At 68.2% G+C, this 13490-nt stretch carries 15 protein-coding genes; 10 read left to right on the top strand and 5 right to left on the bottom strand.

From position 1 onward, the window contains the following. Nucleotides 1-14: 14 nt before the first annotated feature. Nucleotides 15-2282, bottom strand: coding sequence for a DUF6049 family protein (locus tag JSQ98_RS10750; protein ID WP_211649653.1), 2268 nt, complete (start codon nt 2280-2282; stop codon nt 15-17). A gap of 53 nt (nt 2283-2335) precedes the next feature. On the opposite strand from JSQ98_RS10750, the gene JSQ98_RS10755 reads away from it, so the two are divergent. The 10 genes from JSQ98_RS10755 (at nt 2336) to JSQ98_RS10800 (ending at nt 10048) form a co-directional block, all read left to right on the top strand. Continuing rightward, nucleotides 2336-3787: a CCA tRNA nucleotidyltransferase gene (locus JSQ98_RS10755; RefSeq protein WP_211649654.1), complete on the top strand. Its 1452-nt coding sequence runs from the start codon at nt 2336-2338 to the stop codon at nt 3785-3787. 15 nt (nt 3788-3802) lie between these two features. After that, the gene (locus JSQ98_RS10760; protein ID WP_346728779.1) at nt 3803-4627 is read left to right on the top strand and encodes a PIG-L deacetylase family protein; all 825 of its coding nucleotides are present in this window, start codon (nt 3803-3805) and stop codon (nt 4625-4627) included. A gap of 15 nt (nt 4628-4642) precedes the next feature. Continuing rightward, the gene (locus JSQ98_RS10765) at nt 4643-5290 is read left to right on the top strand and encodes a hypothetical protein (protein WP_211649659.1); all 648 of its coding nucleotides are present in this window, start codon (nt 4643-4645) and stop codon (nt 5288-5290) included. Nucleotides 5291-5427: 137 nt separating this feature from the next. Next, the gene (rpsF, locus tag JSQ98_RS10770) at nt 5428-5790 is read left to right on the top strand and encodes a 30S ribosomal protein S6 (protein ID WP_090145806.1); all 363 of its coding nucleotides are present in this window, start codon (nt 5428-5430) and stop codon (nt 5788-5790) included. Between the two features lie 3 nt (nt 5791-5793). Continuing rightward, nucleotides 5794-6342: a single-stranded DNA-binding protein gene (ssb, locus tag JSQ98_RS10775; protein ID WP_211649661.1), complete on the top strand. Its 549-nt coding sequence runs from the start codon at nt 5794-5796 to the stop codon at nt 6340-6342. A 48-nt stretch (nt 6343-6390) separates the two neighbouring features. Beyond that, a complete protein-coding gene (gene rpsR, locus JSQ98_RS10780; RefSeq protein ID WP_010155628.1) occupies nt 6391-6651 on the top strand; it encodes a 30S ribosomal protein S18 in 261 nt (86 codons plus the stop codon). A 12-nt stretch (nt 6652-6663) separates the two neighbouring features. Further along, nucleotides 6664-7113 carry a 50S ribosomal protein L9 gene (gene rplI / locus JSQ98_RS10785; protein ID WP_090145809.1) on the top strand — a complete coding sequence of 150 codons (450 nt, stop codon included), beginning with the start codon at nt 6664-6666 and terminating at the stop codon, nt 7111-7113. Nucleotides 7114-7644: 531 nt separating this feature from the next. Continuing rightward, nucleotides 7645-9018, top strand: a complete 1374-nt coding sequence (gene dnaB / locus JSQ98_RS10790; RefSeq protein ID WP_090145812.1) for a replicative DNA helicase — start codon at nt 7645-7647, stop codon at nt 9016-9018. Nucleotides 9019-9148: 130 nt separating this feature from the next. Continuing rightward, on the top strand, nt 9149-9730 hold the full coding sequence (locus JSQ98_RS10795) for a hypothetical protein (protein ID WP_211649663.1): 582 nt from the start codon (nt 9149-9151) through the stop codon (nt 9728-9730). Between the two features lie 27 nt (nt 9731-9757). Beyond that, complete coding sequence (locus JSQ98_RS10800; protein WP_090145817.1) at nt 9758-10048, top strand: hypothetical protein; 291 nt, start codon at nt 9758-9760, stop codon at nt 10046-10048. 9 nt (nt 10049-10057) lie between these two features. On the opposite strand, the gene JSQ98_RS10805 is transcribed toward JSQ98_RS10800, so the two are convergent. From JSQ98_RS10805 to JSQ98_RS10820, 4 genes are all read right to left on the bottom strand, one after another. After that, nucleotides 10058-10600 (bottom strand): hypothetical protein, encoded by a 543-nt coding sequence (locus JSQ98_RS10805; protein ID WP_200330753.1) that lies wholly within the window; start codon nt 10598-10600, stop codon nt 10058-10060. Further along, nucleotides 10597-11463, bottom strand: coding sequence for an LssY C-terminal domain-containing protein (locus JSQ98_RS10810; RefSeq protein ID WP_211649665.1), 867 nt, complete (start codon nt 11461-11463; stop codon nt 10597-10599). Before JSQ98_RS10810 ends, JSQ98_RS10805 begins: the two co-directional genes overlap by 4 nt. Before the next feature lie 103 nt (nt 11464-11566). Then, complete coding sequence (gene purB, locus JSQ98_RS10815; protein ID WP_211649667.1) at nt 11567-12952, bottom strand: adenylosuccinate lyase; 1386 nt, start codon at nt 12950-12952, stop codon at nt 11567-11569. A 91-nt stretch (nt 12953-13043) separates the two neighbouring features. Continuing rightward, the gene (locus tag JSQ98_RS10820; protein ID WP_200330749.1) at nt 13044-13451 is read right to left on the bottom strand and encodes a phage holin family protein; all 408 of its coding nucleotides are present in this window, start codon (nt 13449-13451) and stop codon (nt 13044-13046) included. Nucleotides 13452-13490: the final 39 nt, after the last annotated feature.

Below are 13490 nucleotides of genomic sequence, written 5' to 3' on the forward strand. Positions count from 1 at the left end.
GCTCCTGAGGGCGCCTACATCGCGGGGACGATGTCGTCGCCGTCGCCGTCCGGCCCGGTTGCCGGTGCGCTCCGGCCCCGGCGGCGACGCACGCTGCGCACGATGCCGAAGACGAGCAGCATGACCGCGAGCCCGCCCAGCGCCCAGAAGATGATCGTCTCGATACTGCTGCGGATCGTGATCGGCAGCGTACCCGTGAACACCGTCGGGCTGCCGTCGGCCGCCGAGACGCTGACGACGAGGCCTGATTCGCCGGAGGAGACACGGCTGCTCACCGGTACGAGTACACGTTCGCTGGTCTCCGCGGGCACGACCACCTCGCGGAAGCGGCGCTCCGGGACCGAGAGCGCGGCGGACGCGGGGTCGACGTCGACGGTCACCACCGCATCGAAGGGAAGCGCGTTCCGCAGCTGCACCGGCACCCGCGAAGAGCTGCCGACGAGCTGGATGTGCTCGGTGCTGATCGCCTGCACTCCGCTGAGCAATTCGGCGTCGCGTTTGCGGAAGTCGGCGGCGACCTGGGCGAAGCCGTCGGCATCGGCGGCGTAGGGCGTCGAGAAGAGCTGCAGCAATCGCGTGCGCTGGTACCCGCTGAGGTACTCGGGGTGGGTGAGCACCGCACCGAGTTCGTTCACCGATCCCTCTCGATTCGAAGCCGAGCGCAGGAGTTCGAGTCGGTCTTGAGAGGGGCCGGATGGGCGGAGTTCGACCGTCCCCGTGCGCTGGTCGGCGATCGCCGTCGGAGTCGTCCACGCGAACGCCTCGAGTTGTTCGAGCAGCGCGGCGGGTTCGGAGGCGTCACCGGTCGCTCCGCGATCGAGGGCCAGTACGACCCCGTCCGATCCGCCCTGGGCGTCGACGACGAGCTCGGCCGCCAGGCGGGCCACTCCCCCGGATCGCTCCGTCTCGGTCTCGGCGTGCAGCGCCGTGCGCGCCGCCCGGTCGAGTGCCGCATCCGTGACCGTGACGCTGTCGCTCCCGAGGCGAGCGCGAGGCCCGCCGTCGAGATCCGCTCCGTCCGAGCTCAGCACGAGGGAGTCGACTCCCTCCTGGTCGAGCAGCGGGAGCAGAGCGGGATCGGCGCGGCCCTCGGCCGGCCAAACGTGAGCGGTCTCCTGCTGCGGCCAGTCGAGCAGCTCGCTGAGCGTGGGAAGGGGCAGTTCTGCTGATCCGGCTTCCCCGTCGGTGTCGGGAGCGTCGGGAGCGTCGGCGCCTTCGTCACTCCCAGCGGTACCGTTCTCCTCGGCGCCCGGACCCGTCGCGTCGGGGGTATCCGAGAAGCTGCCGAATCGGCTCACGAAATCGAGGTTCGTGGGCTCCAGCAGCGTCGTGAAGCCGAGCGCCGCCTGCACCGAGGGGTCGGCGTCGGCGAACTGGAGGAGGAACGACGGGAGCGGAGTCGTCTCGAGGCGGCTGAGCAGCAACTGAGCATTCCGCGGCGCCTCGTCGCCGTAGGCGCGAATGCCTGCGATGAGTCGGGGGTCGATTGCGAGCGTCGCGTCGTGGGCGCGCGCCGCCGTCAGCAGCCGGTCCCAGATGGGCGCGAGCTCCTCGAGCTGACCGCGCGTGGGCAGCGTGCGAATGTCGGAGGGCAGCACGAACGGCACGATGACGCTCATCGGCACGGTGTCCGTCCCGGCTCCCCTCCAGATCACCGGCGTCGCGGTCGACACGGTGGGACTGACCGCCGAGTCGTCCTCGCCGGGCTCTGCGCCGAACGCCGCGAAGCCCTGGTCGGAGTCTTCGGCGAACTGCAACGTCGCCCCCACGCGGTACGCCCCTGCCTCTGCCGCGGCGCCGATCGGCAGGTCGCTGCGGGAGACCGTGACTGTCGCGGTCTGCTCGGAACCGGGCGCGGTCGCCTCCACTGTCGCCTCTGCGAAGCGGGTCGCCGAAGCGGGCATCGGCTCGTCGAGGTCTCCGAGGTCGGTCAGGCGATCAGCGTCGAGGACGAGCGTGACGGTACCGGCCGGGAGTTCGGCGGTGGTCGAATTCCGGATCAGCAGCCCGAACTGCACCTCGCCGTCGCCGGCTGCGATCACCGGCTCTCGCGGCGAGACGACGAGGTCGACCCCTGCAGCACGGTCGGCGCCTTTGTCCGAGGTCGCCTCGGCGCGGGTGCCCGACACGTGCTCGACTGCGGTGCGCGGCGAACCGGGACCGCTCGCCGTCGTCGCTGCGGTCGCCGTGCCGGACGTCCCGAGCAGCGCGCCGACCAGTGCGGCGACGGCGAGCGTCCGCGGCCCGAACGCGCGCACGTGCAGGCGGAGTACGGAGAGCATGGCGTCAAGTCTAGGGACCGGATCCCTCACGACGACCCGGGTACCCTAGAGGGATGCCCTCCCTCGCTGCATCCATGGACGCTCTGCGCGCGATCGCCGACTCAGCGCCGGTCGCGGTTCTCGCCACGGCGTTCGCCGATCGGGGCCACGAATTCGCCCTCGTGGGGGGTCCGGTGCGAGACGCGCTGCTCGGCCGCGCCGTGACAGACCTCGATTTCACCACGTCGGCGCATCCCGATGAGACGCGCGCGGTGCTCGACGCCGTTTCGACGAACGTCTGGGACGTCGGTCGCGATTTCGGGACGATCGCTGCGCGCGTGCACGGTGAGACCGTCGAGATCACCACCTACCGCGCCGAGACCTACCGCGATGACTCGCGGAAGCCCGAGGTGCGCTTCGGCAAGACCATCGAGGGCGATCTCGTGCGCCGCGATTTCACGATCAACGCCCTGGCACTGATGCTCCCCGACCTGCGGCTCGTCGACGTCTCGGGCGGGCTCGAGGATCTGCTCGCGAGGAAGATCCGCACGCCGGGCGCCCCTGAGGAGTCGTTCACCGACGACCCGCTGCGCATGCTGCGCGCGGCGCGCTTCTCTGCGCAACTGGGATTCGAGGTCACGTCGGAGACACGGGATTCGATGGAGGAGCTCGCCGAACGCCTCGACATCATCTCCGCCGAGCGGATCCGCGACGAATTCGTGAAACTCCTCTCCGCGCGCGACCCGATTCCGGGCATTCGGTTGCTGGTCGAGACGGGGCTTGCAGAGCGATTCCTGCCGGAGCTCACGGCGCTCATCGCGACGCAGGACGACCACGGGCGGCACAAGGACGTCTACGAGCACAGTCTCACGGTGCTGCGGCAGGCGATCGAGCTCGAGCACGAGCGGCGCGCGAGCGATGGAGAAGACGACGCGGCCGCGGCGCCAGACCTCGTGCTGCGCATCGCCTCGCTGCTGCACGATGTCGGCAAACCGGCTACGCGCCGCTTCGAACGCGGGGGTGTGACCTTCCACCACCACGATGTCGTCGGGGCCAAGCTCGTGAAGAAGCGATTGCGCGAGCTGCGATTCGACAACGACACCGTGAAGCGCGTGGCGAGACTCGTCGAGCTGCATCTGCGCTTCTTCGGATACAGCGATCAGCCGTGGACGGATTCGGCGGTGCGGCGCTACGTGCGCGATGCCGGAGATGAGCTCGAGCGGCTCCACATCCTCACCAGAGCCGATGTGACGACGCGCAACCGCCGCAAGGCGGAGCGGCTGGACCACGCGTACGACGACATCGAGCGTCGGATCGCCGAGCTCGCGGAGGCGGAGGAGCTGGCGGCGGTGCGGCCGGAACTCGACGGAGAGGAGATCATGGCGATCCTCGACGTCCCGCCGGGGCCTGTCGTCGGGCGGGCGTACCGCTATCTCCTCGAGTTGCGTCTCGATGAGGGACCGATCGGCCCGGAGGCGGCTGAAGCGCGCCTCAGGGCATGGTATGCAGAACAGGGTGGCGAGTGAATGGGAGACCGTGACGTGAGTGAGGGTGCACCGACGAGCTGGTTCGACGGGCGAGCGCGCGTGCTGTTCGTGCACGCGCATCCCGACGACGAGACCATCGCGACCGGAGGAACCCTCGCCGCGCTCGCCGAGGCGGGGCGGGAGCCGCTCCTCGTGACGCTCACCCGCGGAGAGCAGGGCGAGGTCGTCGCCGGTCCGCTGGAGGCACTCGTGGCAGCGCACGGACTGGCGGTGGCGCGGCAGAACGAACTCAGAACGGCGCTCGGCATGCTCGGCGTGGATCGCCATGCGTTTCTCGGAGTCGAGCCCGCCCGCGCCGACGGCTATCCCCCCGTCATCTACGAGGATTCCGGCATGGAGTGGGGTGCCGATGGCCGGGCGACCGCCGCGCGCGACGCGAGTCCGGATGCGCTGACGTCGGCTCCTGCGGTCGAGGCGCTGAACGATCTGCTCGCCGCCGCCTACCAGTCGAATGCGCAGGCAGTGGTGAGCTATGACGACGGCGGCGGGTACGGCCACCCCGATCACGTGCTGGCCCATCGACTCGCGCGCGCCGTCGCGCACGCGCTCGACGTGCCCTTCTGGGCGATCGTCTCCGATGTGTTCGCGAGCGAGACCGACCCGGCGGCGCCTGCGAGCGAGGCGGTGGAAGTGCACGACGTCTCCCCCTGGCTCCCCCGCAAGGTCGCCGCGCTGCGGGGGTACGCCACGCAGCTCACCGTCGACGGCGACGAGATCGTGCACGTCGGCGGTCAGCGCGAGCCCATCGGCACGGTCGAAGCATTCCGGCGGTTGACACCGGCGCCGGAGGCGCACGGATCGTCGTCCGCCGCGCGCTGACTCCCGGAGCCCGTGATGAGCCGGTATCTCGATCCGGTCGAGCAGATGCTGACGCTGCCCGATGTCAGGCAGAGCAGAACGGCGTTCCACCTCTCCTGGTCCATCGGCTTCGTCGTGCTCGGGACGATCGTCGTCGGCGTCGTCCTCCGCGCCGCTTCCGCGTCAGAGGTGACGTGCGCGCCCGGTGCCGACTGCTCGACGATGGTCGGCGCGAGCCGCGCGCTCACGCTGGCCCTCCTCCCCTTCGGATTGCTCTTCGTGCTCGCACTGAGCATCGGGGGTGCCTACATGATCCGGCACCGCCTGTGGTTCAATCGCAGCGCCGATTCGCTCCGACGTCTCACGGGCGCCCCCGTGAGACGCGTGTTCGAGCGCACGTGGAACTCGAACGATGCCGGGAACGAGTGGGTCTATCAGCAGTTCCGTTCAGGCCGACTCGCCGCACTGCAGCAGCTCGGGATGCCGCAGTGGCACAACCTCGGCGACCTCTACGTGCACGTCTACGAGTCGCGAGTCGACCGCGTGGCGTACGTCTGCATCGGTTCGCACGCGGCTCGCCGTCGTGGAACCGACACCGGGTGGAGGCCGGTCGTCATGGTCGGCCCGTGGTACGACTACACGATGCAGTACTTCGGGATCGCGCCGACGTCGACCGCGGCGTGACGCTGAGAGCCGAAGGTGCTAAGCTTCTGAAGTTGTCTGCGTTCAGTGCACTCTGTGCTGCGCGGAGGCACGATGTATCAACACCCTCCTGTCACAGAAATCCTGTGGCCGTGAAGTCCGAAGGAGGTGGGTCAATAATGCATCCGTACGAACTGATGGTGATCCTCGATCCGGGTATCGACGAGCGCACCGTGGCCCCCAGCATCGAGAAGTTCCTCGGCGTCATCCGCAATGCGGGCGGCGAAATCGAGAACACCGATATCTGGGGCAAGCGTCGTCTGGCCTACGAGATCAAGAAGCAGTCCGAAGGCATCTACGTCGTGGTGAACTTCACCGCGACGCACGAAGCCACCGCTGAGCTCGATCGTCAGCTGGGTCTCTCCGAGGCCGTGCTCCGCACCAAGGTGCTGCGCTCCGACGAGCTCATCGCCCAGCGCGCAGCTCAGACGAAGCGCGACCAGGCCAAGGCCGCTCGCGCAGCCGCGAAGGTCGGCGCGTAGCTCATGGCCGGTGAGCCGCTGATCACAGTCGTCGGTAACCTCGTTGCCGACCCGGAGCCGCGCGTCAGCCAGGCGGGAAAGTCGTGGGTGACCTTCCGGATCGCCTCGACCCCTCGCGTGCGCGACCGCCAGTCGGGCGACTGGTCGGACGGCGAACCGTTGTGGCTCGGATGCCGCGCATACGGCGAGTACGCCGATAATATCGCGGCATCGCTCACCAAGGGCATGCGCGTCATCGTGCAGGGCCGTCTCACCCAGCGCAGCTACACCGACAACCAGGGGCAGCAGCGCACCTCTCTCGACCTCGAGGTCGAAGAGGTCGGGCCCTCGCTCCGGTTCGCCACGGCTCAGGTCGCGCGCGGCCAGGCACGTGGTCAGGTCGGCGGCTTCGGCGGCGGCAGTGCCGGTGGAAATCAGCCGGCAGGGCAGAGCAGCTGGGGTCAAGCCGCAGCTCCGCAGCAGCAGCAGCAGGACAACCCCTGGACCAATTCGGGTCAGGGCGAGTCGGGCGGCGGCTTCGGCGGCGGTTTCGACGACGAGCAACCCTTCTAAACTTCTTGATCCGGCTCAGCCGGAACGCATCACGAAAAGAGACCAATTATGGCAGGCAAGTCCAGCGGCACAGCCCGCAAGCCGGGTCGCGGTAAGAACGCCAAGACCCTCGCACCCGCGAAGAAGCAGACCGTCGGCGTCATCGACTACAAGGATGTCGCAACGCTCCGCAAGTTCATCTCCGAGCGCGGAAAGATCCGCGCCCGTCGTATCACCGGTGTGTCCGTTCAGGAGCAGCGACTCATCGCGAAGGCCGTGAAGAACGCCCGCGAGATGGCTCTCCTCCCCTACGCCGGTTCCGGCCGGTAAGGAGTAGAGCAAATGTCAAAGGTAATCCTCACGAACGAGGTCCAGGGCCTCGGTTCAGCCGGTGACGTCGTCGACGTCAAGACCGGTTTCGCTCGCAACTACCTCGTGCCCCAGGGCTACGCGGTGCACTGGACTCGCGGTGGCGAGGCTCAGGTTGCGCAGCTCCGCGCCGCACGCGAGGCTCGCGCACTCGCATCGGTGGAAGACGCTCAGGCACTCAAGGCCAAGCTGCAGGAGGGCAAGATCCGCCTCCTGACGAAGACCGGCAACGGTGGACGTCTCTTCGGCTCCGTGAAGCCGGCCGCTGTGGCGGCTGCGGTCTCCGAGGCCGGCATCGGCGAGATCGACAAGCGCAAGATCACGCTCCCCGCGATCAAGACCACGGGTGAGTACCAGGCGATCGTGCACCTCCACGAGGGTGTCGACGCCAAGGTGACGCTGCAGGTCATCGCGCAGCGATAAGCACCGCGCACTTGCGACGGCGGGACGCCGACCCGGGTCTCCGGGTCGGCGTCCCGCCGTTCGTGTGTGCGCTCCCGTATGCGGCGTCGGACGGGCGACGGCGGCCGCGAATGCGCCGCCGTCCGCCGGGAGGCGGCTCGTTGAACAGGTCGTGAACGCCCGACGGGATTCGGGCCACGGAACCGCTATCAATCCGGGGCTCGCGACCGCAAGTTCTCCACATGTCGGGCGTTTCACGAAGCCTCAACGTGTACCTGAAACTTGAATAACTTTCTGCCTGTGGATATCTAAAACACCCGATCAAAGGCTACAAACTTCTTTCGCTCCACAAGCTCTCCACAGGTTCTCCCCAGGCGTGTGGACAAGATGTGGGGCGACGCGGTGAGTTATTCACCGAGTTATCCACAGGGTTGGTGCACCTGTTGATCCTGCTGTTTTGATCGGAGCCGCGCGGGCCATACCGTGAATGTCCGGGGTCTGGTGTCTGATCGATCAGTAACCGAGTCCATCGCTGTGAGAGGAAGTCTGCACGTGTCAATCGCACACCTGGGCATTTCGGATCCGTTCGTCAACGACGATTCCCGGGGGCATGAGCGGACGCCCCCGTACGACCTGCTGGCAGAGCAGAGCGCGCTCGGCGGCATGCTGCTCTCCAAGGACGCCGTCGCGGACGTGACGGGGCTGCTGAAGGGCCCCGACCTCTACGTGCCGAAGCACGAGGTGATCTACGAGGCGGTGCTGTCGCTCTACTCGCGCGGTGAGCCGACCGATGTGATCACCGTCACCGACGAGTTGACGAAGAGCGGCGAGCTCCAGCGCGCGGGCGGCGCGGAGTACCTGCACACGCTCACGAGCATCGTGCCGACAGCCGCGAATGCGAGCTTCTACGCCGAGATCGTGGCGGAGAAGGCGCTGCTCAGGCGCCTGGTGGAGGCCGGCACCCGCATCGTCCAGATGGGATATGCGGGCGAGGGCGAGGCGATCGATCTCGTCAACGTGGCGCAGTCGGAGATCTACGGCGTCACGGGGGAGAGTCAGGGAGAGGACTACGTTCCGCTGCACCTCGCCGTCGACGCGGCGCTCGAGGAGATCAACAAGGCGAACAGCGCCACCGGCGGCATGCTCGGCGTGCCGACGGGCTTCAGCGAACTGGACGCCATGACCAACGGGTTCGCCGGCGGGCAGATGATCATCATCGCCGCGCGACCGGCGATGGGCAAGTCGACGCTCGCGATGGACGTCGCCCGGAACGCATCGGTGCACGCCAACGCGCCGACAGTCTTCTTCTCGCTCGAGATGGGGCGGGCCGAGATCGCCATGCGACTGCTCGCCGCGGAGGCGAGCATTCCGATGCAGACGCTGCGCAAAGGGGCGCTCGACAACCGCGATTTCCAGAAGCTCGCTGCGACCCAGGCGCGGGTGGCGGAGGCGCCCCTGTACATCGACGACAGCCCGAACCTGACCCTGGTCGAGATCCGCGCGAAGTGTCGGCGGTTGAAGCAGCAGCACGGACTGCGAATGGTCGTCATCGACTACCTGCAGCTGCTCTCCAGCGGGAAGAAATCGGAGAGCCGTCAGCAGGAGGTGTCCGAGTTCTCGCGGGCGCTCAAGCTCCTGTCGAAGGAGCTCGACGTGCCCGTGATCGCGCTCTCGCAGCTGAACCGTGCCTCAGAGCAGCGCGCCGACAAGATGCCGGCCATCAGCGACCTTCGTGAGTCGGGTTCGCTGGAGCAGGACGCCGACATGGTGATCCTCCTCCACCGCGAGGCCGTCGGAGACCGCGACAGCCCGCGCGCGGGCGAGGCCGACTTCATCCTCGCCAAGCAGCGCAACGGGCCGACCGGCACCGTCACCGTCGCGTTCCAGGGCCACTACTCCCGCTTCCAGGACATGCCGCAGGTCTGATACTCCTGACGGCCGAGTCCTCGGTCTCGACCGCTGCCGTGCGCCTCGGCACCGATCCGGCGCCGTGCGGTGCCGGGATTCTCTCCAGCGAGGCCGGGGTAGACTGGACCGTGACCGAGAAAGGGGTGTCATGCCTGCTGTAGTTTCGACGACTGCGGGATCGACGACTCCCGAAACCCCCGTCTCGCGCACAGTGAAGCTGGTGCGAGTCGCAGTGCTCCTGATCTCAGGCATCGCAATCGCCTTCTCCGCGCCCCTGCACGAGCAGCTCGCGTTCGACCGTGGCATGGCCGCACTCACCATCGGCGCCATCGGCATCGCGCACCTGGTGGAGTGGTGGTCACGACGGCCCGCCGGCGGCGATCCGTTGCCGCTCCTGCTCGGCATCGCCTCGTGCGCGCTCGCGGTCGGCCTCGCGTTCACCGGCTCCGCCATCGCGTTCGCGATGGTCGTCGCAGGGTGGGCCGTCGTCAGCGCGATCCTCGAATTCCTCGGGACCACCGTGCGCCCCGGAAGCCGGCAGGACGCCATCTTCCTCGGCGCGACCGGCATGCTCCTCGCCCTACTCGTCGTGCTGGTACGCAACGATCAGGTCGCAGTACTCGGGTTCCTCGGCGCTTACGCCGTGCTCGCTGGAGTGTTCCTCGGCATTTCCGCGTTCGACACGCGCCAGGAGCGCGCGTCTCGAGATGCCATCGCCGGCGACCGATAACCGACCACGATTCTCCGGAAAGCAGACATGACTCAGCCCCCCGAGCCCGCCAATCAGGAACCCGTGACGCCGTCGCGCCGTGACCGCCTGAAGCCGCTCGAGCTCATCGGTTTCTCCGTGGTGCTCGGGCTGTTCGCCGGACTGGTGGTGCTGATGGCGACACGGGATCTGATCCTTGCAGCTGTATTCCTGGGCATCGGCTTCATCGTCTCGATCATGATGGTGGCACTCGTCGGGCTGGGCGGCAAGCCGAGTCAGGAAGACATCGACGCTCGGAAAGACCTGCAGCGGCCGGACGACAAGCCCAACTGGCACTGATCCGCCGGTTCACGCCGAGGGGCTCGTGCGGTGTCGGGAGCGACGCCGCTCCCTGCGAGCGTCGCGTCGCCCGAGCGTCCAGGCACGCGCATCTCGGCTGGAGAGCGCGAGCATGAGCAGGATGTCGAGCGACACCGTCAGCAGCGTCGTCCGCACGGTGATCTCCGCGCCCGCGGCGAAGTAGCTCACTGCGGAAGCCGTGACGCTCACGGCCGCCCACCCCATCGCGAGCATTCGCGCACGATTGCTGCCGCGCCAGAGCAGCCACGCGAAGAGGGCGAGGGCGCCGAGCCAGACCGCCTCGAACGCGGCGAGCACGCCGAGCGCAACAGCGGGCGCGACGCCGTCGAGTTCGAGGTCCTGCTGGATCGACGGCCACTGGGCGAAGACGCTGACGACCCAGACGATGCCGCCGACGCAGCGCAGCAGCACCAGCAGGGCGCCGCCGGTGAGCGACGCCGGACGGGGAGCGGAGACCGGGGCCGGAGCGGACGGGCTCGCGAGCGCGCTCACCGTCTCAGAGGCGGCGCGCTTGCCGGGATCGCGCATCACGAGGTCGCCGAGTACTGCTCGGGGTACCCGACTTCGAGGATCGGCAGGTCGCCATCGGTGCGGATGCTGTCGCCGCCCCCATTCCTCGAGTGGTAGCCGGTGGCGAAGTCGCGCAGGGTCTCGAGCCCCACCGCCGGGTTCGATGCACGAACGGAAGCGATGATGTGATCTCGCTCCACGTCCGTATCGGCGTCGATCTTGTGCGTGACCTGCAGCGTGAACAGTGAGAGCCCGACGGCGCGATCGAAGGTCCCCGCGGCGAGCCAGTCCACGCGCGCCCCGCCCGGGAGCAGCCAACCGTCGGGGGTGCGCCAGAACCGCACGTGATGCCGCTTGGCGGGATTCCCGGCGACCTCCTGCTGGTACGCGAAGTCCTGCACGCGCGAGAAGAGCATGAGCGGGCTCACGGGCGCGCGGTCGTAGCTGCGCCGCGTGACGGTCGACGTGATGATCCGCCACGAGGAGGAGAGGGTGACGGCGTCGGCGGGGATCCAGCCGGCCCGTTCGAGTGCGCGGCGCAGCTCCGCCTCCCCGCCTCGAACCGCGAGGTTGACGGGATCGCCGAGCAGGCCGTCACTCGTTCTCGTGCGTCCGATGAAGTAGTCGGGCACATAGATCGTCGTGAGAATGCGGTGGAGGCGGGGCAGCGCGAGGTACGCCAGCGTCGCCCAGAAGATCACCCCGAACAAGATGCCGAACCAGCCGATGTGGAAGCTCTCGGTGAAGATGAGCCAGGCGAGCCAGACCGCTGCGACCCCCGCATAGACGAAGAAGAAGTGATCGAGCGCTGTCGTCACCGAGAAGCGCCGGCGAGTCGGTGCTCCACCGTGCGCCGGCGGTGCGACGTTCTGCTCTGAACTCATAGTCACATCGTAATCAGCGGGAGGCGGGCCGTGCAGAGGGATCGCGGCGGGCGGCCGTGCGTTCCCGGGCCGTCCGCCGATCCTGCGCTCCGGCGGCCCCGATTCAGCGCTGCAGGAAGTCGACGAGCCGCACCGCGTCGCCGATGTAGGTCGACGGGGTGAGCGCGAGCAACCGCTGCTTCGCGGCATCGCCGATCTCGAGCCCTTCCACGAACCCGATGAGGTCGGCCTGCCCGATGCGACGGCCGCGCGTGAGCTCCTTGAGTGCCGCGTACGGATCGCTGATCGTCGACCGACCAGCGGTCACCTCTGCGCGGATCACGGTCTGAATCGCTTCTCCGAGCACCTCCCAGTTGGCGTCGAGATCGGCGGCGAGCACCTCGGGCGCCGCGTCGATCTGACCGAGCCCCTTGACGATGTTGTCGAGGGCGAGCACCGAGTGGCCGAGCCCGACGCCGATGTTGCGCTGCGCCGAAGAATCGGTGAGGTCGCGCTGCCAGCGGCTCGTCACGAGCGTCGCGGCGAGCGAATCGAGGATCGCATTGGAGAGCTCGAGGTTCGCCTCGGCGTTCTCGAAGCGGATCGGGTTCACCTTGTGCGGCATGGTCGACGAGCCCGTCGCCCCGGCGACCGGAATCTGGCGGAAGTAGCCGATGGAGATGTAGCTCCAGATATCCGTCGCGAGATTGTGCAGAATGCGGTTGGCGTGGGCGATGCGCGTGTACAGCTCGGCCTGCCAGTCGTGCGACTCGATCTGCGTCGTGAGCGGGTTCCAATCGAGCCCGAGCCCCTCGACGAACTCCTGCGATACCTGCGCCCAGTCGGTCTCGGGATCCGCGGCGAGGTGAGCGGCGAAGGTGCCGGTCGCGCCCGAGAACTTGCCGAGGTACTCGACATCGTCGATCTGGTTGAGCTGACGCTCCAGACGGTGCACGAAGACCGCGAGCTCCTTGCCGAGCGTCGTCGGGGTGGCGGGCTGACCATGGGTGCGGCTCATCATGGGGAGCTCGCGGTACAGCTCGGCCTGGCGCGCGATCTCCGCGATGACCGTCTCGAAGCGCGGCCGCCACACATCGGCGATCGCCTGCTTCACGGTGAGCGCATAGGAGAGGTTGTTGATGTCCTCGCTCGTGCAGCACACGTGCGTCAGCTCGGCGAGGCGGCCGAGCCCCTGCGACTCGAGCCGGGCGCGGACGAGGTACTCGACGGCCTTCACGTCGTGCTGCGTGACGCGCTCGGTCTCGGCGAGCTCGTCGATCTCGGCCTGGCCGAACTCGGCGGCCCAGGCGCGCAGTGCGACGACCTGCTCGGGATCGATCGGGGTGCCTCCGAGCAACGAGTGCTCCGTGAGGTACACGAGCCACTCGACCTCCACGTGCACGCGCGCCTTGTTGAGGCCCGCCTCGGAGAGGGTGTTGCCGAGTTCGGCGACCGCAGCGCGGTAGCGTCCGTCGAGGGGGCTGATGGGCTGCGTGGGGAGCGGGGTCATGTGAGCCTCTCGGAGTTCGGGATCGCGGTCCGTCGTCCATTCTCCCACGCCGGGCGCCGCACCGGTCCGTTGCCGCCCGCGGGGGCGGGGCTCAGCGATCCTTCTTGCGGGAGGTCCCGAGCAGTCCGTTCAGGATTCCGGAGAGGATCGACAGCACCAGTGCAGCGAGCACGCCCCACCAGAACCCGTCGAGTCGCAGGCCGAACCCGGCGAGATCGGAGAGCCAGGCGACGACGGCGAGGAGCACGCCGTTCACGATCAGGCCGAACAGGCCGAGCGTGAGGATGTAGAGGGGGATCGAGACGAAACGCACGACCTTGCCGAGCGTCGCGTTGACGAGGCCGAAGACGAGCGCGACCAGTACGAGCGTGAGGAGATACCCCGAGCTCTCGGTGTTGATCGGCACGATCCAGACGCCGTGGTCGCCGCTGCCGCCGACGATGAGCGTGGTGAGCCAGAGGGCGAAGGCGTTGACGAGGACTCGGAGGATCGTGCGCATGCTTCATTCTCTCACCCGATGCGTGCATCGCGAGAGAGC

Origin of the sequence: Leucobacter manosquensis, from assembly GCF_018304845.1 — a bacterium.
Taxonomy (GTDB): Bacteria; Actinomycetota; Actinomycetes; order Actinomycetales; family Microbacteriaceae; genus Leucobacter; species Leucobacter alluvii.

What these genes read in the sequence shown, in the direction of transcription:
- JSQ98_RS10750 (WP_211649653.1), bottom strand. Translation starts at nt 2,282, where the DNA reads ATGCTCTCCGTACTCCGCCTGCACGTGCGCGCGTTCGGGCCGCGGACG.
- JSQ98_RS10755 (WP_211649654.1), top strand. Translation starts at nt 2,336, where the DNA reads ATGCCCTCCCTCGCTGCATCCATGGACGCTCTGCGCGCGATCGCCGAC.
- JSQ98_RS10765 (WP_211649659.1), top strand. Translation starts at nt 4,643, where the DNA reads ATGAGCCGGTATCTCGATCCGGTCGAGCAGATGCTGACGCTGCCCGAT.
- rpsF (WP_090145806.1), top strand. Translation starts at nt 5,428, where the DNA reads ATGCATCCGTACGAACTGATGGTGATCCTCGATCCGGGTATCGACGAG.
- ssb (WP_211649661.1), top strand. Translation starts at nt 5,794, where the DNA reads ATGGCCGGTGAGCCGCTGATCACAGTCGTCGGTAACCTCGTTGCCGAC.
- rpsR (WP_010155628.1), top strand. Translation starts at nt 6,391, where the DNA reads ATGGCAGGCAAGTCCAGCGGCACAGCCCGCAAGCCGGGTCGCGGTAAG.
- rplI (WP_090145809.1), top strand. Translation starts at nt 6,664, where the DNA reads ATGTCAAAGGTAATCCTCACGAACGAGGTCCAGGGCCTCGGTTCAGCC.
- JSQ98_RS10795 (WP_211649663.1), top strand. Translation starts at nt 9,149, where the DNA reads ATGCCTGCTGTAGTTTCGACGACTGCGGGATCGACGACTCCCGAAACC.
- JSQ98_RS10800 (WP_090145817.1), top strand. Translation starts at nt 9,758, where the DNA reads ATGACTCAGCCCCCCGAGCCCGCCAATCAGGAACCCGTGACGCCGTCG.
- JSQ98_RS10810 (WP_211649665.1), bottom strand. Translation starts at nt 11,463, where the DNA reads ATGAGTTCAGAGCAGAACGTCGCACCGCCGGCGCACGGTGGAGCACCG.
- purB (WP_211649667.1), bottom strand. Translation starts at nt 12,952, where the DNA reads ATGACCCCGCTCCCCACGCAGCCCATCAGCCCCCTCGACGGACGCTAC.
- JSQ98_RS10820 (WP_200330749.1), bottom strand. Translation starts at nt 13,451, where the DNA reads ATGCGCACGATCCTCCGAGTCCTCGTCAACGCCTTCGCCCTCTGGCTC.